This is a genomic window from Desulfomonile tiedjei (assembly GCA_016212925.1).
Lineage (GTDB): Bacteria > Desulfobacterota > Desulfomonilia > Desulfomonilales > Desulfomonilaceae > JACRDF01.
This window is the reverse complement of record JACRDF010000047.1, coordinates 357067-382998: the sequence shown is the minus strand read 5'-3', so window position 1 is coordinate 382998 and position 25932 is coordinate 357067. Positions and strand designations below refer to the sequence as shown.

At 54.1% G+C, this 25932-nt stretch carries 22 protein-coding genes; 15 read left to right on the top strand and 7 right to left on the bottom strand.

Features of this window, described 5'->3' with window-relative positions:
* Positions 1 to 8: 8 nt before the first annotated feature.
* The 5 genes from tpx to HY913_20470 all read left to right on the top strand — a co-directional run bounded on the left by tpx (position 9) and on the right by HY913_20470 (position 3454).
* The gene (gene tpx / locus HY913_20490) at positions 9 to 524 is read left to right on the top strand and encodes a thiol peroxidase (protein ID MBI4965668.1); all 516 of its coding nucleotides are present in this window, start codon (positions 9 to 11) and stop codon (positions 522 to 524) included.
* Between the two features lie 142 nt (positions 525 to 666).
* Positions 667 to 1122, top strand: a complete 456-nt coding sequence (locus HY913_20485) for a ferritin family protein (protein MBI4965667.1) — start codon at positions 667 to 669, stop codon at positions 1120 to 1122.
* A 76-nt stretch (positions 1123 to 1198) separates the two neighbouring features.
* A complete protein-coding gene (locus tag HY913_20480) occupies positions 1199 to 2257 on the top strand; it encodes an efflux RND transporter periplasmic adaptor subunit (protein ID MBI4965666.1) in 1059 nt (352 codons plus the stop codon).
* A gap of 125 nt (positions 2258 to 2382) precedes the next feature.
* Positions 2383 to 2652, top strand: coding sequence for a hypothetical protein (locus HY913_20475; protein MBI4965665.1), 270 nt, complete (start codon positions 2383 to 2385; stop codon positions 2650 to 2652).
* A gap of 25 nt (positions 2653 to 2677) precedes the next feature.
* Positions 2678 to 3454 (top strand): Sir2 family NAD-dependent protein deacetylase, encoded by a 777-nt coding sequence (locus tag HY913_20470; protein ID MBI4965664.1) that lies wholly within the window; start codon positions 2678 to 2680, stop codon positions 3452 to 3454.
* 144 nt (positions 3455 to 3598) lie between these two features.
* Here the strand turns inward: HY913_20470 and rpsI are convergent, their stop codons facing one another.
* From rpsI to HY913_20445, 5 genes are all read right to left on the bottom strand, one after another.
* Positions 3599 to 3991, bottom strand: a complete 393-nt coding sequence (rpsI, locus tag HY913_20465; GenBank protein MBI4965663.1) for a 30S ribosomal protein S9 — start codon at positions 3989 to 3991, stop codon at positions 3599 to 3601.
* A gap of 15 nt (positions 3992 to 4006) precedes the next feature.
* Positions 4007 to 4435 (bottom strand): 50S ribosomal protein L13, encoded by a 429-nt coding sequence (rplM, locus tag HY913_20460; GenBank protein MBI4965662.1) that lies wholly within the window; start codon positions 4433 to 4435, stop codon positions 4007 to 4009.
* A 110-nt stretch (positions 4436 to 4545) separates the two neighbouring features.
* Entirely contained in the window at positions 4546 to 6573 is a 2028-nt protein-coding gene (locus HY913_20455; GenBank protein MBI4965661.1) for an acetyl-CoA carboxylase biotin carboxylase subunit, read from the bottom strand.
* Positions 6574 to 6602: 29 nt separating this feature from the next.
* Positions 6603 to 8144 carry an acyl-CoA carboxylase subunit beta gene (locus HY913_20450; protein ID MBI4965660.1) on the bottom strand — a complete coding sequence of 514 codons (1542 nt, stop codon included), beginning with the start codon at positions 8142 to 8144 and terminating at the stop codon, positions 6603 to 6605.
* A 509-nt stretch (positions 8145 to 8653) separates the two neighbouring features.
* A complete protein-coding gene (locus HY913_20445; protein MBI4965659.1) occupies positions 8654 to 9778 on the bottom strand; it encodes a hypothetical protein in 1125 nt (374 codons plus the stop codon).
* Positions 9779 to 10178: 400 nt separating this feature from the next.
* On the opposite strand from HY913_20445, the gene HY913_20440 reads away from it, so the two are divergent.
* Positions 10179 to 10751 carry an HAD family hydrolase gene (locus HY913_20440; protein ID MBI4965658.1) on the top strand — a complete coding sequence of 191 codons (573 nt, stop codon included), beginning with the start codon at positions 10179 to 10181 and terminating at the stop codon, positions 10749 to 10751.
* Positions 10748 to 11545, top strand: a complete 798-nt coding sequence (locus tag HY913_20435) for a YkgJ family cysteine cluster protein (GenBank protein MBI4965657.1) — start codon at positions 10748 to 10750, stop codon at positions 11543 to 11545. Before HY913_20440 ends, HY913_20435 begins: the two co-directional genes overlap by 4 nt.
* Before the next feature lie 28 nt (positions 11546 to 11573).
* Here the strand turns inward: HY913_20435 and HY913_20430 are convergent, their stop codons facing one another.
* The gene (locus HY913_20430; GenBank protein MBI4965656.1) at positions 11574 to 13208 is read right to left on the bottom strand and encodes a nucleotide sugar dehydrogenase; all 1635 of its coding nucleotides are present in this window, start codon (positions 13206 to 13208) and stop codon (positions 11574 to 11576) included.
* A 173-nt stretch (positions 13209 to 13381) separates the two neighbouring features.
* On the opposite strand from HY913_20430, the gene HY913_20425 reads away from it, so the two are divergent.
* The 7 genes from HY913_20425 to HY913_20395 all read left to right on the top strand — a co-directional run bounded on the left by HY913_20425 (position 13382) and on the right by HY913_20395 (position 22707).
* Positions 13382 to 15859, top strand: a complete 2478-nt coding sequence (locus HY913_20425; GenBank protein MBI4965655.1) for a leucine--tRNA ligase — start codon at positions 13382 to 13384, stop codon at positions 15857 to 15859.
* 95 nt (positions 15860 to 15954) lie between these two features.
* Positions 15955 to 16581: an LptE family protein gene (locus tag HY913_20420; protein MBI4965654.1), complete on the top strand. Its 627-nt coding sequence runs from the start codon at positions 15955 to 15957 to the stop codon at positions 16579 to 16581.
* A gap of 306 nt (positions 16582 to 16887) precedes the next feature.
* Positions 16888 to 18561, top strand: a complete 1674-nt coding sequence (locus HY913_20415) for a hypothetical protein (GenBank protein ID MBI4965653.1) — start codon at positions 16888 to 16890, stop codon at positions 18559 to 18561.
* 256 nt (positions 18562 to 18817) lie between these two features.
* Positions 18818 to 19753 carry a malate dehydrogenase gene (mdh, locus tag HY913_20410; protein MBI4965652.1) on the top strand — a complete coding sequence of 312 codons (936 nt, stop codon included), beginning with the start codon at positions 18818 to 18820 and terminating at the stop codon, positions 19751 to 19753.
* A 698-nt stretch (positions 19754 to 20451) separates the two neighbouring features.
* Positions 20452 to 21753: a tRNA (N6-isopentenyl adenosine(37)-C2)-methylthiotransferase MiaB gene (gene miaB, locus HY913_20405; protein MBI4965651.1), complete on the top strand. Its 1302-nt coding sequence runs from the start codon at positions 20452 to 20454 to the stop codon at positions 21751 to 21753.
* A 14-nt stretch (positions 21754 to 21767) separates the two neighbouring features.
* Entirely contained in the window at positions 21768 to 22223 is a 456-nt protein-coding gene (locus HY913_20400) for a PaaI family thioesterase (protein MBI4965650.1), read from the top strand.
* A 271-nt stretch (positions 22224 to 22494) separates the two neighbouring features.
* Positions 22495 to 22707, top strand: a complete 213-nt coding sequence (locus tag HY913_20395; protein MBI4965649.1) for a type II toxin-antitoxin system HicB family antitoxin — start codon at positions 22495 to 22497, stop codon at positions 22705 to 22707.
* A 34-nt stretch (positions 22708 to 22741) separates the two neighbouring features.
* Here HY913_20395 and dacB read toward each other — a convergent pair whose 3' ends face one another.
* Positions 22742 to 24310 carry a D-alanyl-D-alanine carboxypeptidase/D-alanyl-D-alanine-endopeptidase gene (gene dacB / locus HY913_20390; GenBank protein MBI4965648.1) on the bottom strand — a complete coding sequence of 523 codons (1569 nt, stop codon included), beginning with the start codon at positions 24308 to 24310 and terminating at the stop codon, positions 22742 to 22744.
* A 338-nt stretch (positions 24311 to 24648) separates the two neighbouring features.
* Between dacB and HY913_20385 the strand changes: the two genes are divergently transcribed.
* Positions 24649 to 25722 (top strand): hypothetical protein, encoded by a 1074-nt coding sequence (locus HY913_20385; GenBank protein MBI4965647.1) that lies wholly within the window; start codon positions 24649 to 24651, stop codon positions 25720 to 25722.
* The last annotated feature ends 210 nt before the right edge of the window (positions 25723 to 25932 follow it).

Here is a 25932-nt window from a genome sequence, read left to right as displayed (position 1 = left end):
ACACGCGAATGAACGAGCGTTCGGGGCTTGTGACTTTAAGAGGAAATCCGGTAATACTATTGGGCACTGAAATCAAGGTGGGAGACAAGGCTCCGGATTTTGTAGTCGTTGCCAATGATCTTAAGCCGGTGTCTTTCTCTTCTTACAGGGGAAAGGTCTGCATAATCTCTTCAGTTCCTTCCCTTGATACGCCCGTCTGCGAGGCCTCGACCAAGAGATTCAATGAAGAGGTGACTCGTCTCGGGCCTGACGTAGCTGTTTTGACCGTCAGCATGGACCTGCCGTTTGCGCAGAGGCGCTGGTGCCTTGCGAACGAAGTCAAAGAAGTCGAGACATTGTCCGACCACAGAGACGCGTCTTTCGGAACCTCCTACGGCCTTCTTATGAAAGATCTGCGTTTGTTGGCCAGGGCGGTTCTGGTTGTAGACAGGCCGGGAACGGTGCAATATATCGAGCTTGTCTCGGAAATAGGAGATGAACCGGATTACGACGCGGCTCTTGCAGCGGCGAAAAAACTCGTTTGAAGCGGTCCGTTTCATCAGCGTTGATGTGGGGCCATGACTGAGGTAAGAATTATTTCTGCCTCGTTGGAGACGAGCAGGTTCAGAGGAGTTTGCTTTAGGGAAAGCGGTCACATAAGAAATTTACCATCATTGGAGGTCGAATATGGAACAATGGAAATCGGTGGATGAGGTCCTGGATTTCGCTATCGGGCAGGAAGAGCAGGCAGCCCAGTTTTATACTGATTTGGCCGGTCGCATGGACAGGCCCTGGATGAGCAAAATCTTCACGGATTTCGCAAAAGAAGAGATGGGACACAAGAGAAAGTTGCTGGACGTGAAAGCCGGCAAGAAGTTGGCCCCTGTCGAAGGAAAGGTCTTGGACCTCAAGATCGGCGATTATTTGGTCGATGTCGAGCCCACGGCCGACATGGATTACCAGCAAGCGCTGATCCTGGCCATGAAAAAGGAAAAAAAGGCATTCAAGATGTACACGGATCTGGCCGCGACCACCGAAGACGAGAATCTTCAGATTCTGTTCTCGGGGCTGGCTCAAGAAGAAGCAAAACACAAGCTACGCTTCGAAATCGAATACGACGATTTTGTCATGACGGAGAACTGACGCAGGAAATCCGCTGGGAGACTCTTTTTGACGGAAACGTCTCCCCGTGTCTTCTTCCCGCACCGAGGGAGCAGCAATGGTCCTGCAAAAGAAGAAAATCCTCGTGGCGGCCATTTGTTTGGCCGGGCTGATCCTAGCGTTGGTCTGGGTTCAGGGGGGATTTCATTCCAAGGTTCCTGGCGGGACCACACCCGTCCCTCCGGGACAACCGTCCGCGGCCAAGACCGTTCCGGCCGAGACCGTCCGTACTACAGGTGACGTCACCGTTTCGGGGACGGTTTCTTCCAGGGAGACGGCACGGGTGGCGTCCCGCGTCCTCGGGTACGTGGTGGAACTGAACGTCGATGTGGGCGCACAGGTTCAGAAGGGACAAGTGCTTCTGCGGATCGATACCAAAGAGCTGGCCGAAAAGGAGGCTCAAGCAAAAGCCGCGCTGGAGAGTGCAAAGGCTGACCTTGTCAAGGCAAGAAATGATTTCGAGCGTTACAAGATCCTGTTCGAGAAGGAATCGGTAGCCAAAAAGGATTATGACGACATGTTGGCGCGCTTTGAGACCGCGCAAGCAGCGGAACAGAGAGCCTCAGCGGCCCTTGATGAGGCGAAGACCATGCTTTCCTACGGCGTTGTCACAGCGCCTTTTGATGGTATCGTGTCTGATAGGAGCGTGAACGTGGGGGATTTGGCAACGCCCGGCCGGGCGCTCATGAGCGTCTATATGCCGGGAACACTGGAACTGGTGGCGCCTGTGGGAGAACAGTACGCGCCATATCTGGATGTCGGAAAGGCCGTTACCGTGGCCGTGCCGTCCGTAAACCTGAAACAGGAGTCTTCCATTCGCGAGATAGTCCCACAGCGCGATGAAAGAACCAGAACCGTCACGGTCAAGGCTCCCCTGTCGCAGTCATCCGGTCTGGGGCCGGGCTTGTACGGGACCCTCACCTTCCGGACTCGCTCATCTGATGTAATCGTGATCCCCAAACGGGCCGTCAATGTAGTGGGGCAGTTGGAGACAGTGAGGGTTTCGGACAACGGTGTTGTTAGAATTCGTAATGTCAAAACAGGGCGCGTCCTGAGCGATGATAAAGTCGAGATTTTGTCTGGCCTGAACGCAGGGGAGAAGGTTGTGGTGGATTAACCGTGAGTGCCATCTCCTTAGAACAGGAGCGCTGACAAAGCCCTGTTCAAGTCTTTGATTTCCGTATTGGTCTCGCTTGTGTCGGGGAAGCTTCGTTGCTGTACAGTCGTGGAGGAGAGAACCCTGTGATCAAAATCGCCACAGCACTTCTATTGTTGAGTATCATGTTTCCTGTTGTGGCTTCGGCCGCGAGCTGTCCCGCCCTGACCAAACAGTTGGCTCGCCTTAGATCGGAATACCAGCGTTCCGCAAATAGTCCCGACCTCAAACCCGATGGCTCAGGGTTTGATGAACTGGCGGAGATCCTGGACAAGATCGTTGACGTCAAAGCCGAAATGAGAAAATCAAGCTGCAAAATCCCCCCTCGACCAAAATCCTTCGACAAAGACAAGTGATCTTCGGCGTCTGGAGGCACAAAAAATGGATCCGGACAAGATTAGCGCGGTAGCCCGTTTGATTTACGATTCCGGAAAGATAGTTGCGTTTACAGGTGCGGGCATCTCCACGGAATCCGGAATTCCTGACTTTCGATCTCCGGGCGGAATCTGGTCCAGATACAACCAGGATGACTTGACCTACCAGAAATTCCGTTCACACGAAAAGTATCGGAAGCTTTACTGGGCTTACGACCGGGAGAGATATCCTGCAATGAGTAGCGCCCGGCCGAATGCGGCTCATGATGCCATCGTCGAGATTGAAAAAAGCGGTCGACTCCTTGCTCTGGTCACCCAGAACATTGACGGCCTGCATCAAGAAGCCGGAAATTCGCCTGAGAAGATATACGAACTTCACGGCACCGTAAGAGAAGTCACCTGCCTCGATTGCCAGGCTCGCTGGCCAAGGGAGGAGATCACCGAAAAGATGGACCGGGAACATACAGCGGTGCCTTACTGCCCGCACTGTGGAGGCCCTTTGAAGTGCGCGACCATTGCATTCGGTCAATCCCTCCCTGCCGAAGTTTTAGAGGAGTCCTTCGCTCATGCGCGCAATTGTGACCTCTTCCTGACTATTGGATCTTCTCTGGTAGTTCAGCCGGCGAATCTTCTCCCACTGGAGGCAAAACGAGCCGGCGCGCGCGTTGTGCTGGTGAACCTTTCTCCCACACCTTATGATCAGTTTATGGACCACATCTTAACGGGTGCTGCGGGACAGGTCATGACAGCTGTCATGCGGGAATTCGGAGAGATTCGCGAATAAGAGTTGTTTGAGGTGGCAAACTGTAAAGAGCCGGGTCGTTTCACAAGTAACGGCCCGGCTCTTTCAAAGTGGGAAACAAGGCGGTGAGCACTTCACGGGGTCATTGGATCCAAAGAAACCCGGCCCCCGGAGCGCTCGCTGGAATTAACGTTTCGAGAACTGGAAGCTGGCCCTCGCTCCGCGTCGACCGTACTTCTTGCGTTCTTTGATGCGAGAATCTCGGGTCAGGAAACCTGCGGCCTTGAGTGTGGAGCGGTGAGCCGGGTCCACTTCCAGCAGGGCCTTGCTTATGCCGTGTTTAATCGCGCCTGCCTGGCCGGATAGCCCTCCGCCTTGAACATTAACCACCAGGTCGAAACGTCCCGCGGTCTGAGTCAATTCAAACGGCTGCATAATAATCATTCTGGAAGTCTGGCGGCCAAAATAAGCTTCCAGGGGGCGATCGTTCACCACAATATTCCCTGAGCCGGCTTTAAGCCACACCCTGGCAATGGCGTTTTTCCTTTTTCCTGTCGCGTAATGTCGATCATCACTCATTTTGCGTCTCCAGAGCTAGAACACGTGAGTTTCGGGTTTCTGAGCGGCATGGGGATGTGTCTCGCCCGCGTAGACCTTGAGCTTGGTCAATTGAGCGCGACCCAGCGAGTTTTTCGGCAGCATGCCCCTCACTGCGAGCCTTAGCATTCTGTCCGGCTTCTCGTTCAGCAATGTGATGGCCTTGGTCTCTTTCAAGCCGCCGGGATAACCGCTATGGCGATAGTAGACCTTTTGCTGGAGTTTTTTGCCGGTAAGCCGCACTTTGGATGCATTGATAATGATGACGAAGTCGCCGGTGTCCATGTGCGGGGCGAATTGCGGTTTGTGTTTTCCTCGCAAGATTCGAGCGCTTTCAACGGCCAGCCTTCCGAGGACTTTGTCCTTGGCGTCTATCACAAACCATTTTCTTTCAACTTCCCCTTGCTTTGGGGTCCAGGTCTTCATGTTACACCTCTTGAGGCATGTAAACTCACTTTTTTAGCACCTCGCTTGCGACCTGTCAAGACATTCGTAATGGATTGGCCAAGCAGCGTCTCTCCCACCTGTCAAGAATTTCACTCATCTTCTCGCCAGGAATCTGCAAATGTCAATAGCGTGTCGTCGGTCTCCACGGTCTGCCCAGGTTTGACGAGTATCTTTTCAACATATCCGTCACGGGGGGAGGCAATCCCACTCTCCATTTTCATAGATTCCATGCGCACCAATTCGTCTCCGCGATGAATGTAAGCCCCTTCCTCGACACAAACCGCGACCACCAATCCGGGCATGGGGCATTTAAGGACATTTTGCTGAACAGCCTGTTTCTTCTCGGGCATGTACTTGACAAGATTCCATTCGCGGGGCGTGTAGACCTCGAAGGTCCGAACAATGCCACAAAAGAAGCCTCGAATGTGATCGTCCTGATACCGGAACCGAAACATGTGGCGAGAGCCGTTGATTGTCAGCTTCAATCGGCGCCGATAGTACTCAAACTCAGGCGTGATGACCTCATAGGTCGCTCCGTTGACCTCTATTTGCCACTTGCGGGTGGCCTGGTCTCCATGAAGGGTCACGGTGAAGACGCCTTCGTCCATTCTCACCACGTATTCGTGAGATTCCCTTGGAAGGTGCGCGCCACCCACTACCGCGGCCATGGGTTTGAGCGACTCCCGCACTAGATTCTCTCTCGTGTGGTAAATGAGCACGGCTCCCATAGTCATATAATGAAGGTTTTCGATCCTCGCGGGGGCCTTGCTGTGCCCTGATTCAAAGTGTTCTTCGATAAAGTCCGTTGAAAGATCACCCTGGACGAATGCGGGATGATCCAAGATCGCGTTTACAAAGTCCACATTGGTGGTCAAGCCCTCGATATGGTATCCGTTGAGGCCACGCATCAAGGTTTGTCTAGCCTCTTCACGATCCTCTCCAAAAGCTATCACCTTGGCCAACAAGGAATCATAGTAGATGCTGACCACACTGCCGGCTTCAATCCCGGAATCCACTCGAATTCCTTTTCCGCGGGGCATGGCATACCTGGTAATTATGCCTGTGGTGGGCACGAATCCTCTGGTGGGGTCTTCTGCGCAGATACGGGCTTCGATAGCCCATCCGGTAATAGTAACATCTTCCTGCTTCAGTGGCAGAGGCTCGCCGGCAGCCACACGAATCTGCAGCTCCACCAGGTCCAAGGAAGTGACCATTTCGGTCACAGGATGCTCCACTTGGAGGCGCGTGTTCATTTCGAGGAAGTAGAAGTTCTTCTCCGGGTCCATTATGAATTCCACTGTGCCCGCATTGGTGTACCCGACTTCTCGAGCAAGCGCGCATGCCACACTGCCCATCTGGTCCCGTAGAGACGGGTCCACTGCCATGGACGGCGTCTCTTCAACTACTTTCTGGTAACGCCGTTGTACGGAGCATTCCCTCTCGCCCAGATGGATTACGTTACCATGACTGTCAGCCATAATTTGAACTTCGATATGACGCGGTCGTTCAATGTATCGCTCAATGAAGATCCTGTCGTCGCCAAAACTTTTACGCGTTTCCTCCCTGCACGCGGCAAGAGCGTCAAGCAACTCGTCAGGCCCCCTTACTATCCGCATCCCGCGGCCGCCCCCTCCTGCGGCGGGCTTTAGCAACAAGGGAAAGCCTATGGTTTTGGCCAATCCCGCGGCCTCTTCCGGGTCCTTCAGCGGCTCATGGTGCCCGGGCACCACCGGCACACCGGCTTTTATGGCCAACGTTTTGGACGCAATCTTGTCTCCCAAAGTTGCGATAGACGAAGCCGGCGGACCTACAAAACAGAGTCCGGCGCGCCGGACCTTTTCTGCAAAACGCGCATTCTCCGATAGGAAGCCGTATCCGGGATGGACAGCGTCGCAGCCATAGTCGCGAGCCACGGAGACAATCTTTTCCTGATTCAGGTATGACTCACGCGACGGCGCAGGCCCTATCATAGCGGCTTCGTCGGCTTCCCGGACGAAGGGAGATCGAAAATCCACTTCCGAATAGACGGCAACCGTGCGAATACCCATTCGCTTGCAGGTCCGCATTATTCGGACCGCTATTTCACCTCTGTTGGCGACAAGGATTTTCTTGAACAACAACTTACCTCATCTAATGGTTCAGCGACTCACAATGGGATGTTCCCATGTTTGCGTTTTGGTCTGGTCGTTTCTTTTCCTTCGAGAAATTGCAGGCTCCGGATAAGTCTTCCACGGGTTTCTCGGGGGAAAATAACATCGTCGATGTAACCCCTCTTCGCGGACAGGAAAGGGTTTACAAAGGCGTGCCGGTAGATTTGTTCCTTTTCCATCAGAAGGGCTGTGGGGTCTCCGGCCACCTGGATCTCTTTTCTGTAAATGACCTCGGCAGCTCCCCTCGGCCCGAGGACCGCTATCTCGGCTGTGGGCCACGCATAATTTATGTCAGCTCCAATATGTTTGGAGTTCATAACAATGTACGCGCCTCCGTAAGCCTTGCGAACCACGACCGTTATGCGCGGCACCGTGGCCTCTATAAACGCATAAAGCAGCTTCGCTCCGTGGCGGATTATCCCGCCGTGTTCCTGCTCGGGGCCGGGCATGAACCCGGGCACATCCACAAAACAGACCAACGGTATGTTGAACGCGTCGCAGAAACGAACGAAACGCGCGGCCTTCACCGACGCGTCGCTGTCTAGGACTCCCGCAAGGTACGCGGGTTGGTTGGCTATCAGTCCAATAGTCTGGCCGCCGAGGCGTCCGAACCCTACAATCAGGTTGCGGGCAAAATGAGCATGGATTTCAAAGAATTCCGCACCGTCCAGGACGCTGTTGATCATCACCCTCATGTCATAGGCCTGGTTAGGATTGGCCGGCACCAGATGGTCCAGTGCCGGGTCGGTTCTGTCGGGCGGATCCCGGAGGTCCAAAAAGGGTGGCTTCTGCTGATTGTTTGACGGCAGATAGTTGATCAGGCGCCTGACCTGCCGAAGGCACAGAACGTCGTTGGGGACCACAAAATGTGCCACTCCGCTTTGTTGTGCGTGAACGCCGGCCCCACCCAGATCTTCAAAGCTTATCTCCTGATGTATCACGCTCTTCACCACATTGGGGCCTGTCACGAACATGTGAGAGGTGTTCTCTACCATAAACGTGAAGTCCGTCATCGACGGACTGTAAACGGCCCCCCCTGCACATGGACCCATGATGCAGGAAATCTGGGGTATGACCCCGCTGGCCCTGACGTTCCGATTAAATATTTCGCCGTACGCGGCCAGAGCATCGACACCCTCCTGGATGCGGGCCCCGCCGGAATCGTTCAAGCCCACGACGGGCGCGCCCACTCGCACCGCGTGATCCATCACCTTGCTAATCTTTTCGGAGTGAGCTGAGCCCAGTGATCCACCGATCACAGTGAAGTCTTGGCTGAACACAAACACTTCGCGGCCGTCGATTGTTCCGTGGCCGGTAATAACGCCATCCGTAAGATATTCCTTATCCTCGCCGAGGTGACCTCCTCTGCCTGCTTTCAAGACATCGAATTCCTCGAATGAGCCTTCGTCAAGCAACAAATCCAGGCGCTCCCTCGCCGTTAGCTTTCCCCTGGTATGCTGTTGGTCTATTCGTTTGCCCCCGCCGCCTTGTTTGGCCTCATCGCGCATACTCTGGAGAATGACGAGGTTATCCTCCATAGGCCACATGCCGCCGGTGTCGCCTGGCCGGGCACACTCGCCGGGGTCATTTGTCGTGGTACCTTCTCCGCCTTTCATGGCCTACTCCTAATTTGATTCTCCACAATCAGACCGCCCGAGCGCAAGTCTATTTACAGTCAGTCGGCCCCAAGCCCCCTGATGCTCAAAGGTCTATGGCATCCGTCTATAATAAGGTGACCAAGTCGTCACTTGTAGCATTTTTTGAAGCAAACTGCGGAGAAATAGGCAAGCGCTCGATCAGGTTCGACAATTTGCAGAACAAAAGGCCCGGCTGATGAGGCCGGGCCGGTTCGGGCGTCGCCGCACAAAAATACTGTTCCCGAGAATGTCCCCTTGCTGCCGCCAGGTTGTAGGACATTCAACCTTTGGAAGGAGTGCGCCCAATGGAATCTTCCGGGAACCCCGGAGCGGCGACGCCCCTCCCCCTTGATAAACGGTTGATACCCACGGCCGGCTACCTGATTTGCAACCTGCCGCCCAATTCGCGCCTAGAAAACAAGTCCTACCGCGCCTGTTAAACCGTCGAGACTGGTCACGTCCTTATCGGTCGGATAACTCCGTTCGAGTACCATCCATCTCCACCCGGCTTCTATGTACCCGTAGCGACCGCAATCCATGGGCACGGTAAATCGACCCGTCGCGTATCCATCCCAGCCGATGAACCCCTCGAGGAACTGGACAGAGGCCTTGCAGTGCACAGACGCCGCTCCACAACCGACATTTCTGATGACCCGGTCTATGCTGCCGCCTGCGTATGCAAGTCCAAAGCCCCGGGATCGGGTCCTTCGCGCTGCGGTGTTGCTCACTGACAGCTTGTCATCGTAAAGCGAATACCCGGCGAATATGCTTGAGACCGCGTGCGGGGCCTGGAACCAGTCGTAGACCAGGTCCCATCGGTAGATAAAGCGCTCCCACTTTGTGAGGATCGGAAGGCCCAGCGGGTATATGTTATTCCCGAAGAAAAAGGTTTGTTGGGGCACGCTGTTATCGCTGTACATGAGAGGCATAAAGGAAAACCTGATTCCCCAATTACAGCGCAGGTTATAGCGCCCCTCGTACTCCGGTATGTACCGGTATTTGGACAGCCCGAGGTCCCGCTGAAAGTCAAGTTCGGTCCCCGGCCCCCCGGCTAAATTGGTACCCCACAGGATTGTGGTTGAATTCAGCTTTGCGTACCAGAGCTTGGCGTTAAACTGCCATTGCCTCGCGCCTGGCCTGAAAAGGTAAAAGCCGCAGGAACCGTATGAAAACCCCTGAGGGCTAAACAGACCAAACGGCGACGAAACAGGCGGATACTGCTGATTTGGAACCGCGCAACCTTGGGGGGGACAGTAGGCGTTCTGAGCGGCGCCGTAAGTCGGATTTGCAGTATGCCTTATAACAGCGGGGTTTGAGGAGTAGGTCGGAGCAGCCTGCACGGGCGCGACTGTCCTGGTTCGCGAGCGTAGTTGCTGAGTCGGCTGCGACCGGGGGTCAGCGGAGAGCGCATCTCCCTGGATACTCGATGGGCCCAAAAGCTCGGAGCCATTGTAGCACCATCCGGCAGGGACAATGGAGAGAGTTGCCAGAATAAGAAGACAAACCAATACCTTCAAGGGCTTTATTATCACCATACCCTTCCCTCCTTGACTGAATGTCCTGGGGTGGTCTCTTTATTCATTGGCGCGATTATGTCAAGTAAATTCTTAAAAATGGTTGACGATTTTTTAGGGCAACCTTTATTATTTCTCGTATTAACAGGCTTTTTTAAATACAGAGCCTTGTCGCAGGAATCGCCTTGGCCTAGCCTTCAAAAAACCCCCGCACTTGTGCCCATAACAAAGCAGATCTATCAGGTGATAGTTGTAATAGATTAATATGATTTGCATTTATCACTACAAGCTTGATTAGACGCTGTTCGATGTCATCCCCCCGGCTTGACCTCTATTTCCGTGGGCCTTATTATCTTCTCTCCGGATTGAAATTCTACCGATCAAATGAAATTTGCGGAGAGCAAAAGAACGAAAGCCCGCCATGTCAGCACCTTCTGATACAGGTTTCCCCAAGAAGGCCATTTTCCTTGACCGCGACGGCGTGATCAATTTCAAACTTCCGGAAAACAGGTATGTTTCCGATAAGTCGCAATTCAGGCTGATTCCGGGTGTGGTTGAGGCCATGTCCATCCTCAAGGAACTGGGATTTCTTCTGGTGGTGATCACCAATCAAAGGGGAATAGCTCGAGGATTCATGGCCGAAGAGGACCTTGCAGGGGTTCACGAGGCTATGCTTGCACAGCTTCAGGCCCAGGGCGTCCGGATTGACGGAATCTACTATTGTCCCCATGAGGAATTTGAAGGCTGCGACTGTCGAAAACCTGAGCCCGGAATGATTCTGAGCGCAAGCATGGACCTCGGCATCGACCTTGCCGGTTCGTTCATGGTTGGCGATTCACCGTCGGACGTTGCGGCCGGCCGCAGAGCCGGCACCCGAACAGTGCGAATCGCCGCGGAAAAGGATAACGACGCAGACTACACTTTCAGCAGTCTCATCGACTTCGCTCTGTTCGCCAGAAAAGGCCGTGATGAATCGGGAAGAAGGGAGCAATGATATTGAGCAACAATGAGTCGGATAAGCCCTCTGCTCTAGACATAGATTCGAGGCTGTCCCCGGATGACACTTTTTGCTTTGCGTGCGGCCCGCATGTGTCGTGCTTTACGGAATGCTGCGGCAAGTTGGAGCTTCTACTCACGCCGTACGATGTGCTGAGGCTGAGCAGGAGAATAGGCATCTCTTCCGGAGAGTTCCTGGACGAGTACGCGGTGATCCGATGGAAAACGGGCCACGGTTTTCCGGAGGTCCTGATGAAAATGGACCCGGCAACGGACAAGAGGTGCCCTTTCGTCACTCCTCAGGGATGCTCCGTTTACGAGGATAGGCCGGGAGCGTGTCGGATTTATCCGTTGGGACGTGCAGCCACTTCCAGGGCTTTTGACGGCAGCCGCCGGGAATTTTATTTTACCGTCCGGGAGGCTCATTGTCGCGGGTTCGAGCAGGATCGCGAATGGAAGGTTCGGGAGTGGCTCTCGGATCAGGGCATGGAAGAATACAACAGGCTCAACGATCTGCTCATGGAGCTTTATGTTCTGAAGACGCGATCCGGGGAGATCCAATTAGGCGCTCAACACCTACAAATGTTTCTAATGGCCTGCTACAACACCGATAGATTCAGGGATTTTATCTTCAAGAGCGGGTTTCTGAAAAAGTTCGATTTGGACGCCGAAATGGTGGCGGGCTTAAGAGATGATGATGTGAAGCTCCTGGAGTTCGCTTTCACCTGGCTCAGATTTGCATTGTTCAGACAGCCTGTCCTCGCGATGAAGGCCGCGGCGGCCCAGGGCTAGAGCAGAGTTGGGGACCTGTGGGCGGTCTCTAGCGGTGTTTTTTGTACAGCTTTTTGAGCCTGTTGATATGGCCTCTGCCGAGTCCTTTGACTTCGCACCCTAACTCGAAATAGCGCCGAATCTTGTCATCCTTGAGTATCCCGAAGCAGTCTATCACGGCCAACGGCCCCCCCGCGGCTTCGACCACCTTGACCGGGTCGAGATCCAAATACTGCTTGTGGCGCACCGCGAGGATTACCGCGTCAGCGTCTTTAAGCGCGTGCCAAAGGTCTTTTTCCACGCGCAAATCCTTCAGCTTCTTCTGGCTCCTGAAAAAGCGCGCCCGACCTTTTCCCGGTGTGGGGTAATTGTCCTGGGCCTCGAATTCCCACCAGTGATCAACATAAGGATCGTGAACACAAACCTCGGCGCCCATCTCCGCGAGGCGTCTGACGACCACCTCCGATCCGCTGTACCGGGTGTCCCCGACGTCCTCTCGGTACGACACTCCCAGAATGGTCACCTTGGACGCGGGGATGTACCTCCCCATGTTTCGCAATGCGTCTCGGGCAAGTTCCGGGACATGAAGCGCACGGCTGTCGTTGATATTTATGGATAGCGGCGTAATCTTGAAGAGTTCGTCCTCAAAACCCATCAGGTGGCGATACGCCCAGACCGCCAGGCCTCCGTCTTTTGGCAAACAGTACCCGCCTATGCCCGGGCCGGGAAAGATCAAGTTCGAATGAGTGGGCCTGACCTTTATTGCCTCTATCACTTTTATCAGATCGACCCCGTTGCGTTCAGCAAAGAGGCTCCATTCGTTTAGGAAACCCAAAATGGCCGCACGGTAGCTATTTTCCACCACTTTGGCTGTTTCCGATTCGATGGGTCGTTCCAGCACGGTTAATGGGTAATTCTTGGTGTCAAGAACCTCGTGGAGGAATTTGACCACTCTCTCACGGGATTCCTCGTTTATCCCCGCGCACACTCGCCAAAAATGCCGTATGGAGTCCACGTAGTTCGCTCCAGGCATAACTCGCTCGTAGCTGTGAGCCAGCACCGGCTCCCGGTCGATGCCTCTGTGGCGGAAGGCCTTCTTGATCAATGGATAGGCCACTTGTTCGGTGGTGCCCGGCGGGACTGTGGTCTCTATCAGCACCAGGGCATCAGGTTTGATCGTCTCTCCAATAATCTCAAGAGATTTTTCCAGGTCCTCCATCTGGACGTAGCCCGTGCCCACGTCCTTGAGAGATTCCTTGATGTAATCGCACTGAACATCTACCACCACAACATCCGCCAGCTCGATAGCCTTGTACGTGAAGGAGGCTGTCAGCGTTTTTTTCTCGTTCACGCAGCGATGGATAATTTCAGGGACTTTTGGGTCCTCGGATTTCATGGGGGCCAGGCCTCGATTGATCAGAGGGATCTTCCAAAAACTCCGAGTGCTCGGCCTTTGCATACCAATGACAAGCTTGCCGGGATTTCCGGTATCGTCCGTTGAATCCGCGATGACCGCGGCCATAACCGCGCCCACAAAGCCAAGGCCGACTACGACCACTATTTCGCGGCCCTCTGCCCTGTGTTGAGCTGCAAGGCTTTTCAAACGCTCGAATTCCCGCTCATAGTCCTCTTCCGAAGGAAGAAGGAACGCCTCTCCGTCCGGACTTATGGAATGTGCATTCATGCCGACGCCCTAATGTGTTTAATGTTGACCCACCTGACTCAAGTGAAACCAGGGTAATCAGTAAAAATAGAACGTTTGGCTCAGTGCGTCAAGAACGAAAGCCGTTGAAGAGGCGCATTCCCTGTGTTAGAAGAGAGCGGTTGATTGGTGAGCGCGATTCCAAGGGAGGAACCATGGACGGAAAATACAACCCCGAGGCAGTCGAAAGAAAATGGCAAGACTTTTGGGATACTGAACAGATATTCAAGGTCGATATAGATAATTCCAAAGAGAAATACTACCTGCTGGAAATGTTCCCTTACCCCTCGGGCCGCATACATATGGGGCATGCACGCAATTATTCCATAGGCGATGTGGTCGCTCGTTTCAAGATGATGAAGGGATATAACGTGCTTCACCCCATGGGCTGGGATGCGTTCGGAATGCCTGCCGAAAACGCGGCCATTCAACATGGCTCGCATCCGGCAATTTGGACCATGGACAACATCAATGAAATGCGCCGGCAGCTTAAACGCATGGGCTTTTCTTACGACTGGGACAGGGAAATCGCCACGTGTCATCCCGAGTACTACAGATGGGAACAGTGGTTGTTTCTACGAATGTTGGAACGAGGCCTCGTGTACCGCAAAAAGTCCATAGTCAACTACTGCGAGCCATGTCAGACGGTCCTCGCCAACGAGCAGGTCGTTGCAGGAGCGTGCTGGCGATGTAACACCCCTGTTGTACAGAAAGAGCAGGAAGGGTGGTTTTTCAAGATTACGCAGTACGCCGGTGAACTCCTCGAATGGTGCGACAAACTCAAGGGGTGGCCTGAAAAAGTGCTCACCATGCAGCGCAATTGGATCGGCCGCAGTGAAGGCGCAAAGATTCTGTTCGAATTGGAAGGCGGACGTGAGCCCATCGAGGTTTTCACAACGAGGCCGGACACTCTCTATGGCGCTACATTCATGAGTCTCGCGCCGGAGCATCCGCTCTGTCTGAAGCTTTCCAAAGGGACGCCACAGGAACAGGAGGTCAAGGATTTCATAAATAGGGTATTGACCCAGGATTGGGAAAGCCGAGTCGGAGATCAGGCAGAAAAGAAAGGGGTTTTCACCGGGGCCTTTTGCATCAACCCGTTAACGGGCCGCAGGATGCCGATATATATAGCCAATTTCGTTCTATACGAGTACGGCACAGGCGCGGTAATGGCGGTGCCTGCTCACGATCAGCGTGATTTTGAATTTGCCCGCAAGTACGGGTTGGACATCATCGTGGTAATTCAGCCTGATGGGGAAAAACTAGATCCCCGGGCCATGACCGAGGCGTATGTGGAAGAAGGCAATCTCGTTAACTCCCAGGAGTTTGACGGGATGGCTAACGTGGCCGCTATGAAGGCCATCAGCGAAAAGCTCTCTTCAATGGGCAAAGGGGGCGCAACGATTAATTACCGGATTCGGGACTGGGGGATCTCCAGGCAGCGATACTGGGGGGCGCCTATTCCGATCATCCACTGCGAGGACTGCGGCGCGGTGCCGGTCCCGGACCAAGACCTGCCGGTGGTGCTTCCGACGGACATCGAGTTCCCGGAGAGTGGGCGTTCACCGTTGCCCGACCTGGAGTGGTGGGTGAACGTGAAATGCCCAAAATGCGGAAAGCCGGCGCGCCGCGAAACAGACACCATGGATACCTTTGTGGAGTCCTCGTGGTATTTCGACCGGTACGCGTGCCCTCGTTACACCAAAGGAATCATCGACCCGGAAACGGATCAATACTGGCTGCCCGTGGATCAGTACATAGGCGGAATCGAGCACGCGATCCTTCATTTGCTCTATTCAAGGTTTTTCACAAAAGTTCTCCGGGACATGAAAATCAAGAAGAGCGATGAACCGTTCACCAACCTCCTCACCCAGGGAATGGTCATCAAGGACGGGGCAAAAATGTCCAAGTCAAAGGGCAATGTGGTAGACCCCGAAGAACTTATTGACCGTTACGGCGCGGACACGGTTCGGCTTTTCTGCTTGTTTGCGGCCCCGCCCGAGAGGGACCTTGATTGGACTTCCGAAGGTGTAGAAGGGGCTTATCGGTTCATCGGACGGGTGTGGAATCTCGTACACCAGCACAAAGGCCGCGTCGTCAAGGGTGCGGGAGAAAAAGAGAGTGACAGGGCCCGCTTCATCCGCAGGCTTACGAATAAAACCATCAAGAAAGTCACTGAGGACATCGAAGGCCGGTTCCACTTCAACACCGCGGTCGCGGCGGTTATGGAGTTTACCAACGAGCTGGCGCGCATCACCCCGGAAGAAGCCGACGCGGACCCGGACATTGCCGCCGCGCTTGACGAAGCCATCCGAATGGTCGTGGTCCTGCTTTCACCGTTTGTTCCGCACGTGGCCGAGGAATTGTGGGAAGCGCTGGGCCGCGAGCCGGGCCTGACCCGCGTTGCATGGCCTTCGTACGATCCGGCCTTGTTGGAACAGGAGGAACTGCTCATCGTGATCCAGGTTAACGGAAAGAAGCGCGGTGAGATAACCGTTCCAGCCGAGGCTTCCGAGGATGAGATCAAGGCAGCGGCTCAAGCAAACCCCAATGTTCAAAAATTCCTTGAAGGCAAGACCATCCGAAAGATGATCGTTGTTCCGGGAAGGCTCCTGAACGTGGTGGTAAGCTAAACGGAACGTGCTCTGAAGCCCAGAATTTGCGGGAGAGGTTATTTTGCAATGGATTATGCCTTTAGCTCCGCTTGAGGTTACAGGATGTTATGAACATGTCACTGCGAGGGCGTAGCCCGAAGCAATCTCTATTGCCGGGACAGTCCCGCCATTGGCGGGATCGCTTGCCTATTGGATTGACGGGATCCATCGGCACCCGACAATTGTGGCGCTCTCGTTGGCCGCTTTCGTCAGCTTTCGCGCTCCTGTTTCTTTTTGGCTGCGGTTACCATTTTAGCGGCGGTCCGGGAGACAATCCCTATCCCGCCGAACTCAAGACGATAGTCCTGGAAAGCGCTGTGAACACTACCATAGTGACAGGGATAGAAACCGAACTCACAAACGACTTGCGCCAAGAATTCGCGCTCGGAACCAGACTGAAGCCGATCCGGAGCGGGGGGGATGTCGTCCTCAAGACCGTGATCGCGGATTACAACGACACCCCTTCTACGTACCGGGCTGACGGCAAGGAGTTGACGCGGATGGGCACGCTGAAAGTGGTCTGCACCCTGGAACGATCCGACAGCAAGAAAGTCTTGTGGCATAAGGATCTGGCCGCGTCGTATCCGTACAATGTGACTGACACGATTTCCGGAACACTCACCAACAGACGCCAGGCAATCTCCAGGATGATCAAAGACCTCATACCGACCATCCATCGATCCATGTACGACAATTTTTGAGCGTTTTCGGTGCCTTCCTTTCGGGACACACAACGGACCATGGAAGCTATTTCCCTGAGGACTCTGTCAAAACATTTCCCCTGCCCAGGTTTCTTGGTTTAGAATCGCCCTCTGTAACTCACATGAGTGTGCGCTTACACAGACGACATCAATATTGGCTAATGCGGGCGCCTAACCATCAAATCCCCCCTGCCCCCCTTTAGAAAAGGGGGGACAGTTCACCCCCATTACCCCCCTTTTCTTAAAGGGGGGCAGGGGGGATTTTGCTAAGCTCTAATGCTTTCGGCCCCCGCCGAGATCACGCCTTTGAACGCAACTTGGTATCAAACGTCCCAAACCCGTCGCTATCTAATCTATGTGATATGTGCGGCCTCGCTGGTGTACGTGATCGGTCATTGGCAGGCGCTTACGAATCCGTACGTGATTAACGACGACGTGCGCCAGCAGATTTACTGGATGCACCAATGGAATGACCGGGAGCTTTTCCAGGACGATCTTCTTTCCCGGTACGCGAGGAATTACGTCCCGTGGGGAGTGCAGGCGGTCTACTATTTAGCTTCGCCATTTGTGAACCCAGTGCAGTTCAGCAAGGTGGTGGCCGGGATCCTGTATGTGGTCACAGCTGCTTTTCTCTTCGGCCTGGCCCTGCAATTTCGCAATGAGATGGCGGCCCTGTTGGTCGTCTGCGCGTTCTTCTTCTTCAGCACTTTCATAAGAAAGATTTCAGGAGGACTGTCTCAGTCATTTGCATTCCCGTTACTCGCGGCCTACTTGTTTTTCCTTGCTCGTGAGAATCTCTGGGCTTGTGCAGTCGTCATACTCCTGGAATCAGTCCTCAACCCTTACATCTTTGTCCTATGTTTGGCGACCCACGCCATCTTCCTGGCAAAGAATTACGGCCCGGCTATAGTTGCTTCTTTTAGAGGCGGGGAGTCCACGGGAACTTTCGGCGGCACAATTCGGCACATGATATTGGTCAACGCGCCTATTGCTCTCGGTGTGGCGTTGATGGCGTTGAAATACGTTTTCCTTGAGCCCGCAGAGTTCGGGAATATTGTGACATGGGCCACAATGGCGGACAAAATCGAATATACCGCGGAGGGACGGTACGCCTTTTTGCCCGGACCCTCATTGATTTACGAAGTGATTCGGCCGTGGATTCTGGTCTTCCCTGTGGACGATTCCAGCCAAATCATCGGATGGATCGCCGGCTTGGCCGCTGCGGCTGTAATTGTTTTTGCTCTTACGCGGCCTGACAAAAACATCGATATCAGAGGCTTTCGGGTCTTCGGATATCTCTTGCCGGCTTCGTTCATACTGTATTTCATGGCCTACGTGCTGATGATGCGGCTCTTCTTACCTCGCAGATACGTGGAGTTTTCCCTGAACATTTTCTATTGCACCGCGATGGGGGTCAGCCTTGGGGTGGTTTGTGATTACCTCGGTTTGAAGCGGAAGTCTCTGGTGATCCTAGTCGGCGTCCTGGTCGTATTGGGAGCGGCCCGAAACTGGAACGTAGGCATATATGATTATTCCCGGTACGCGCCTCTGTACACGTTTCTGGAGAGCGTGCCAAAAACGAGCCTCATTGCAGGCCATCCCGAGTTAATGGACAACGTCCCTACCTTCGCGCGGCGGAAGGCTTTCGTGACCTATGAGCTTTCCCACACCTGGAGTGACAAGTACTGGGATGTAATCAAGACAAGGACCTTTGACCTGTTCCGCGCGTACTATTCGGACGATTCGGAAGAGATCCGCAGGTTCGGGCGGCGTCATGGGATAGACTATCTGGTGGTCAGAGATGAGGACTTCCCGCCGAAGTTGATGAAAAACGACAAGGTTTACTTTGAACCCTTTAACGGGTTCATTCATCGACTGGTGAGCACAAGATCTCATTTCGCGGCCTTGAACGGCGTTTCATTTCCCGTAGTCTATTCGAAGGACGGAATTCGCGTTTTGAAGATTGCTCCGACACCCTGAGCGTTGCCGGTTGATTGCTTGACACCTGCCTCGCTCGTGGCTAAGAATATCGGAGTTCTCTGCGTACAAAACACGAGCTTGGGGGGAGAAGCTCTGGGTACAGGGGGTTCCTCGCGAGTTCTTTGCTTTAATCCACATTCGAATAAGGCCGCGTCTTTCCACGCCTGATACGCGGCCGCTGGTTCACGGACACAACCATCCGTGACATTCTTACAGGCATCTACTGCAACAGGAAAAACTATCGGAGGGTGCAATTATGGGTAGGAAGAAAATCACTGTGATTGGAGCCGGTAACGTGGGAGCGTCTTGCGCTGCCTACGCGTCCGCGGAAGAATTGGGAGACGTAGTGCTGGTGGACATCCTGGAGGGAGTCCCTCAAGGCAAAGGTCTGGACATGTTTGAAGCCGCGCCGGTGCTGGGCGTAGACACCAAGGTGCTCGGCACGAACAACTACGAAAGGACCCAGGGCAGCGACCTGATCATCATAACCGCGGGGATTGCTCGAAAACCCGGTATGAGCCGGGATGACCTCCTGGCTACCAATGTCAAGATAGTCGGAGAAGTTGCGGAAAAAGCGGCAAGTTATTCGCCGGACGCAATCATGATAGTGGTTTCAAACCCACTGGATGCCATGGTTTACACAGCGTGGAAGAAGTCGCGCTTTAAACCCAGGCGAGTCGTGGGCATGGCCGGCGTTCTTGATACCGCGCGGTTCAGGTGTTTTTTGGCTGACGAAATAGGAGTGTCGGTCGAGGACGTGCACGCGCTCGTGCTTGGGGGGCATGGGGACACGATGGTACCTCTCACGCGTTATTGCTTCGTAGGGGGCATTCCCGTGACGAATTTCATCTCCCCGGAACGGCTCGAAGAGATAGTCCAGAGAACGCGGCAGGGAGGAGCAGAGATCGTCGGTCTTCTGAAGACCGGGAGCGCGTACTACGCGCCTGCAGCATCCGCGATCCAGATGGCAAAGTCGATCTTGCTCGACAAAAAGAGACTCTTGCCAGTGGCTGCTTATTTGGACGGAGAGTTCAACGAGAAAGGAATATTCGTCGGAGTACCGGCAATATTGGGCCAGGCCGGCGTGGAAAAGGTCGTGGATCTTGATTTGAGCCCGACCGAGCAGGAAGGCTTTGAAAAATCTGTAGAGGCCGTACGCGAACTTGTGGGCGAGGTGGACAAGCTTTTGTGAAACCGGCCATGACGCACAAGAGCCATTGATCTAGTGGTCCAGTCAATGCTGTAGCCAGTGACCAGTGTCGGCGGGCACGGCCCGCCCTACCTTTGTCGAACCGCCGCTTGTAGGGCGGGCCGTGCCCGCCGCTAGAGTTGTTGCCTGTTTCGGCAACCCGACGCTTTTGGGGTTCTTGCCAATCTCTTGTTTTGGCACGCGTCTTGCTCTATAATTATTTGAACAACGACTCCTTTAACCATACCCTCAGCCCTCCTGCAATAGGCGGGCTATTTTTTTGCCTGAAATTCCGGCCTGTTGAATGTTCGGCGTCAACCCACGGAATTCCCATGCGCGGCCGAAACGTGAAGAATTTTCCACCTAGTACTTCATGCCCCTGTGTAATTTTTAATCAAGTCATATAAGCTGCTTGATTAACAAAGGAATCTCCGCGAACACCAAGACACAAAATTGCCATTAAAAACCGCTTTACTCTCCGCTAGTTATTCGGCAAAGTTCAAGGAGTGGCGTCTACTCGCGCGCGGTTCTTTCGCACCGCCCCGAACAACATCATACTCCCTTTGCGTTTATTGACTCTTGTCGTCTCTCCGTCCATGATAAAAAAGCAAATGTCCTGGAACAAGCACATCAAACGACAATAATCACAGGTACGAGAAGTGGCTAAGGGAACCTTTTACATTGAGACTTACGGATGCCAAATGAACGAGCACGATTCCGAAAAAATGGCGTCCCTGCTGGAAGGCCTGGGGCTAACGCCCGCGTCCGAGGCGGACAAGGCCGATGTGTTCATCGTTAACACTTGCGCCATTAGAGAAAAGGCTGAACACAAAGTGTACAGCGCTTTGGGAAAGCTCACGTCATATAAAGCAAAGAACCCCGCCATGGTTGCCGTTGTAGCGGGATGCGTGGCCCAGCAAGAAAAGGAAAAGCTGCTTAAGCGAGTTAGGGACTTGGACGCGGTCCTGGGTACGCACCAGATAGCCGAATTACCCGCCGTTATAGAGAAGATCAAGCACGATAGGAGTCGAATAGTCGAGGCGTCATTCTGCTCCGACGCGGGCTCTCTTCATATTGCCGCGCCTCGCAAGGGTCGAAGCCCTGTGTGCTCATTTGTGACCATCATGCAGGGCTGCTCCAATTTCTGCTCGTATTGTGTGGTCCCGTTTACTCGCGGGCCCGAGCAGAGCCGTGCAAGAACCGAAATTATTTCCGAAGTCAAGGAACTGGCGGCCCGCGGGGTGAAGGAGATCACCTTGCTGGGCCAAAACGTCAACGCGTACGGCAAAGACCGCCGCGACGGCGATTCATTTGCAGGCTTGTTGTCGAATTTGGACCAAATTCCCGGTTTGCTGCGGGTGCGGTTCACCACTTCGCATCCGCGCGATTTTGACGACGATCTCGCGAACGCAATGGCCGATCTCGGAACAGTGTGCGAACACATCCATTTGCCCCTGCAAAGTGGGTCGGATAGAATCCTTCGAGCCATGAACCGGGGGTACACTTTTCCCGAATACCGGACAAAAATCCGCACATTGCGCGAGGCCGTACCCGGCGTGGCAATTACCGCGGACATGATCGTAGGATTCCCGGGTGAGACCGAGGAGGACTTCCAGCAAACTCTGCAAGCGCTGGAGGAAATCCGGTTCGACCAGATCTTTTCGTTCAAATTTTCCGCTCGGCCGAACACCGCCGCGCGCAGATTGCCGCTCCACTTCGAGGAAGAGATCAAAGCCGAACGCCTGGCCAAGGTCCATGCCTTGCAAGACAGGATAACCCAGGAGTATCACCACGCAGCAGAAGGCACTGTGGAAGAGGTCCTTATTGAGGGGACCTCGCCGAAATCAGGCCAGCTTTTCGGCCGGACTCGCACCAACAAGATCGTAAATCTGGATGCTGCGAACGACGCTCGTGTGGGCGACCTTATCGAAGTCGAAATCGTTAGAGGGCTAAATCATTCGTTGGTGGGACACAAAATCGGCCGAACGACTCAGGACTCCTGAAGGGGATGCGCCGCTTGAAACCTATACCTAATCCGTATCAGACAGGGAAATGCTTCTTTTGCGGGGAGCACAATCCCATAGGGCTTAAACTGGCCTTCCATGAAACCGAGACCGAACCGAAAGAGTTGGTACTGCAATGGGAAGCCTCCCCTTTGTACGCGGGCTTCGGCAGGATACTTCACGGTGGAATACAAAGCGGGCTCTTCGACGAGATCATGGGATGGACCACGAATCATTTCACCGGTCAAATGGGCGTGACAACGGATCTTAACGTGCAATTCCTCAAGCCTGTATACGTGGAGCAGCGAATAGAGGTGAGGTGCCGCATCGAGTCCCGTGACGGGGACAAAATCCATCTGGCAGCGGAAATTAACGATCAGAGAGGGCTGACATGCACCAAAGGGACCGGCACATATTATCTCATCGACCGCGAGAGGTTCGACAACCTCGTCGAACCCATCGAGCCATGATGAGGCCGTTTAATGACTGAGTATGCTAAGCTGTTCGCACAGGTGCTTAGCGCACGCTCCGATGCCAACGTCCGATTGGACGATTTGAGGGGGTTGTTAATTCGGCTGGGTTTTCAAGAGAGAACTCGAGGTGGTCATCATGTTTTTGTGAAGGAGGTGTCAGGGAACTGATCGATCTTCAAGCAGAAGGACAAATGGCCAAGCCATACCAAGTCCGACAGGTTCGGGCCGTACTTACGCAGTACGGACTCGGAAGACTGGAGGAAAAATAGTGCACAAGTACGAGATCATACTTTATTGGAGCAAGGACGACGAGGCTTTCATCGCGGAGGTGCCCGAATTGCCCGGATGCGCCGCTCACGGGCATACACCCAACGAGGCCCTTTCCAATTGCCAGGACGCCATTGACCTCTGGCTGGACACAGCCAAGGAGTTCGGACGCGAGATACCTGAACCCAAAGGCAGGCGCCTCATATACGCTTGATTAAGAGCCCCGAGCCGCACCAGGCAAAGCCTCATCAGCGACTGTTCATGGGGACATCCAGTATTTGCCGGGCGATCTTGTCCGCATGATTGATAAAGCCTGCGCTTTTGTCCTGGCTGTTCGCCAACACTGCGAAAGCGAAGCGTTTCCCGTCTCGTGAAACCCCGTACCCGGTCAGCGCGTTCACACCCCTCAGTGTCCCGGTCTTTCCTCTAATTTTTCTTTTAGCCACAGGGTCGGTGAGCTTTTCTTTGAGGGTCCCGTCCACGCCCGCGACACCCAGGGAGGCCATGAATTCGGCACTGTAAGAAAAATCGCGGGCTGCTGTCAGGAGTACCTTCACCAGGGCCGACGCGCTCAAGCGGTTATTTCTCGAAAGACCGCTGGCCTCGCTCAGAGCGAAACAATCTTCCTTTACTCCGCATGAGAGCAGATACTTGCGAATGACAGACAGCCCTTTCTCCCGCGTGCCCGGGGGGCCGAGCACCTTGGCTCCCAGGGCCATGCTTATCTGCTCGGCCATAAAGTTGTTGCTGAACTTGTTGAGCCAATACACGATCACGCCCAACGGACGGGAATTGAATTCCTCGAACAGCACAGCGGAGGGCGGGACCTTCCCGCGAATCACGCGGCCTGTCACCCTGATTCCTTCTCTTAGAAGAAACTCCTTGAAGACCTCACCAGTGTAGAGACTTGGCGAGGCAACGTTCACGTAACGGCCTTTCGACGGAGACTGCACTCCTATCTCGCCTTCCAGAGTGATCATCTCTCGATCTTCCCCGGTCGTCTCTTTGCTGATGGTGGCCTGGCACGGTCTGGCGCCTTTTACTGTCTTGATGTCAGCCTTCACTGTGACGTATTCGGACATCGGATCAATCACGACGCGCGCGGGTTTACCAGGTCTCTCGCCGGGGTGAATTACGATCTTCACGGAATTGAAATTTAAAGATAACGCACCGTATGGGGCGTGATAAGCCCTGTGGCCGAGCTTCTCGTTCTCATCCAAGGGGATGCCCGGCACAAAGTAGGAATCATCAACTACGATGTCGCCCCGTATTTCTTCAAGCCCCTTTTCCTTGACCGCGCGCGTCAGCGCGTACAATTCTTCGCTCACGAGATACGGATCGCCATACCCCTTGAGAAATAGGTTGCCCACCGATGATCCCGGCGCCTTCTCGACCAGGGCCTCAGTCCGGAACGTGAAATCAGGATTGAGCGCCTGAAGGGCCGCCGCGCTGGTCACCACTTTCATGGTGGACGCGGGAACCAAAGGGAGATCAGGGTTCTTTTCCATCAGCACGCGTCCGGTGTCCAGGTCCACCACCTGCACTGACACAGACACATTCTCCTGTATCTCACCCCTTATGATGGCTTCGAGCTGCCGGTTAAAACGAGGCGGCTCGCCGGCGGATGAAATCGCGGGAATCAGAGTGAGCAGAATCACGCCCATTACCCCAAGGAGCTGGCCCCCTCTGGGGACTTTTTTCCCTTGTTTCGCCGATCCACGGCCGGTCATTGCAGCGGGAGGCAAGGCCGCGCACCTGGAAGATTTCCTAAAATCCCTATCAGCATATTCCATTTTACCTTTGATATCATTGCTCATTTTTTAACAAATACCCTGCCGAGGTGACGGGTAGGTGTCCGACCCCCCCGGTAGGGGGAAGGAATTTTGCCCTGGTTTATTGAAGGGATAGCGTTATCCGATTCCCCCTGCGCTGTCAAGAGTGAGTTGGCTGGGAGGATTTTTCCAGGGGTGTCACGCTGAATTTTGGCCGGGGACCCGCGGATCTGGAGCTAGTATAATCAGTGAGTTACGACTTGACATCTACTTGATTCTTGGAAATCTATTCAAATAATTGAAAAACAGTTAATTTTTTTCTTGACAATTATTTCGGTTATCATTTAAAGCGATATCCAACATTTCGAGCTGGGAGGAAGGGTATGTTGAGAAGAATACCTTCTACGCCGTTGGTATGCCTAGTCATTTTCCTATCCACCATCTTCCTGAACGCTTCTTGGGCTGCCGCCCCTGACGAGTCGCTCGACATCCTGCTAAAACCTAACCAGGGTGTCAATGCGCCCGCAACGGCCGCTCATAAAGCCAAAACCAACCGTCCGAGTTTTAGGGCAGCGGCACCCGCCGCCATGGTTGTCTATCCACCACCACTCCCTCCGTTGGGAATAACCAAAGTCAAGCCTGCGGCTGTTTGCGGCCCTGTGGGCGCAGCCTTTCCCGGGTGCATCTTACCTACGCCCAGGCCCGGCCAATGGGAGATGGGCGTGCAGGCCATTTTCGCCCGGACCAGAGGAATTGTGGCTTGGCCTCGTTATACGCCCTTCTTGGCATGGGGGGCGCAAAACGAGATTGATCTCAACGCCCTGGGGTTACCGGCTCACTATACTGTGCCGGAGTTTACCGCCCGGTATCAGTTCCGTCCGAACTGGGCCATCCGCTACACTGTGCTCGGCTGGGATTTTAGCGGCGGTACCGACTCGTTCCAGGGAGGGAATAACTGGGGTGGAGTGACTTATTTCGGCAACATCCCTCTGACCTGGGGATTGCAGATGCAATCCAAGTGGCAGCATACGTATCAAACGCTGGAGTTGGTGTACGACGCCCTGAAAACCTGCAGTTCCTCTCTGAGTATTTATGCCGGCTGGGTGCATACCGACGACAAGATCACCGTCAACTGCACGACTTGCGGGTTTTTTACAGGCATTTTCAGCAAAGGCGGAGATTCGACGCTCGTCGGAATGCAGCTCCAACAGTGCGTAAAAACTGCAAATAACGGGGGTATTTTCTCTCTCGACAACAAAGCGGCCGTCATCTTCGGAGATGATGCGCAGGGCTGGGACATTCAGCTAGGTGGGCGCTACTCGATCCCGCTGAACTGCGGGCGTTCCGGCTATGCGAAAGGGGGGTACCGCTTCGTGGATTACAAGAAGACTCAGCAGGACTTTATCCTGACCAACGCCATCGAAGGTGGCTTTGTGGAAATGGGCTTCATATTCTAATTGCTGGATTGCCGTCGGCCGGTGAACCGAGAGGCCATATCGTCAACTCCGGGGCGACGAACAATGACAGACCCGATCACTCCGGAGCGTTGCTCAAGACGAGAATAGAGTTTCCTCGACTAGTCACCGGCCATTGTTTTTTGTGAGCCCGGCCGTGTGACGGCGTCTCCCAGCTCGACCCCCCGGTCGGGCTTTTTTTTTTCGTTGGAG

What these genes read in the sequence shown, in the direction of transcription:
- tpx (MBI4965668.1), top strand. Translation starts at nt 9, where the DNA reads ATGAACGAGCGTTCGGGGCTTGTGACTTTAAGAGGAAATCCGGTAATA.
- HY913_20485 (MBI4965667.1), top strand. Translation starts at nt 667, where the DNA reads ATGGAACAATGGAAATCGGTGGATGAGGTCCTGGATTTCGCTATCGGG.
- HY913_20480 (MBI4965666.1), top strand. Translation starts at nt 1,199, where the DNA reads ATGGTCCTGCAAAAGAAGAAAATCCTCGTGGCGGCCATTTGTTTGGCC.
- HY913_20470 (MBI4965664.1), top strand. Translation starts at nt 2,678, where the DNA reads ATGGATCCGGACAAGATTAGCGCGGTAGCCCGTTTGATTTACGATTCC.
- rpsI (MBI4965663.1), bottom strand. Translation starts at nt 3,991, where the DNA reads ATGAGTGATGATCGACATTACGCGACAGGAAAAAGGAAAAACGCCATT.
- rplM (MBI4965662.1), bottom strand. Translation starts at nt 4,435, where the DNA reads ATGAAGACCTGGACCCCAAAGCAAGGGGAAGTTGAAAGAAAATGGTTT.
- HY913_20450 (MBI4965660.1), bottom strand. Translation starts at nt 8,144, where the DNA reads ATGGAGGATAACCTCGTCATTCTCCAGAGTATGCGCGATGAGGCCAAA.
- HY913_20445 (MBI4965659.1), bottom strand. Translation starts at nt 9,778, where the DNA reads ATGGTGATAATAAAGCCCTTGAAGGTATTGGTTTGTCTTCTTATTCTG.
- HY913_20440 (MBI4965658.1), top strand. Translation starts at nt 10,179, where the DNA reads ATGTCAGCACCTTCTGATACAGGTTTCCCCAAGAAGGCCATTTTCCTT.
- HY913_20435 (MBI4965657.1), top strand. Translation starts at nt 10,748, where the DNA reads ATGATATTGAGCAACAATGAGTCGGATAAGCCCTCTGCTCTAGACATA.
- HY913_20430 (MBI4965656.1), bottom strand. Translation starts at nt 13,208, where the DNA reads ATGAATGCACATTCCATAAGTCCGGACGGAGAGGCGTTCCTTCTTCCT.
- HY913_20425 (MBI4965655.1), top strand. Translation starts at nt 13,382, where the DNA reads ATGGACGGAAAATACAACCCCGAGGCAGTCGAAAGAAAATGGCAAGAC.
- HY913_20420 (MBI4965654.1), top strand. Translation starts at nt 15,955, where the DNA reads ATGTCACTGCGAGGGCGTAGCCCGAAGCAATCTCTATTGCCGGGACAG.
- mdh (MBI4965652.1), top strand. Translation starts at nt 18,818, where the DNA reads ATGGGTAGGAAGAAAATCACTGTGATTGGAGCCGGTAACGTGGGAGCG.
- miaB (MBI4965651.1), top strand. Translation starts at nt 20,452, where the DNA reads ATGAACGAGCACGATTCCGAAAAAATGGCGTCCCTGCTGGAAGGCCTG.
- dacB (MBI4965648.1), bottom strand. Translation starts at nt 24,310, where the DNA reads ATGAGCAATGATATCAAAGGTAAAATGGAATATGCTGATAGGGATTTT.
- HY913_20385 (MBI4965647.1), top strand. Translation starts at nt 24,649, where the DNA reads ATGTTGAGAAGAATACCTTCTACGCCGTTGGTATGCCTAGTCATTTTC.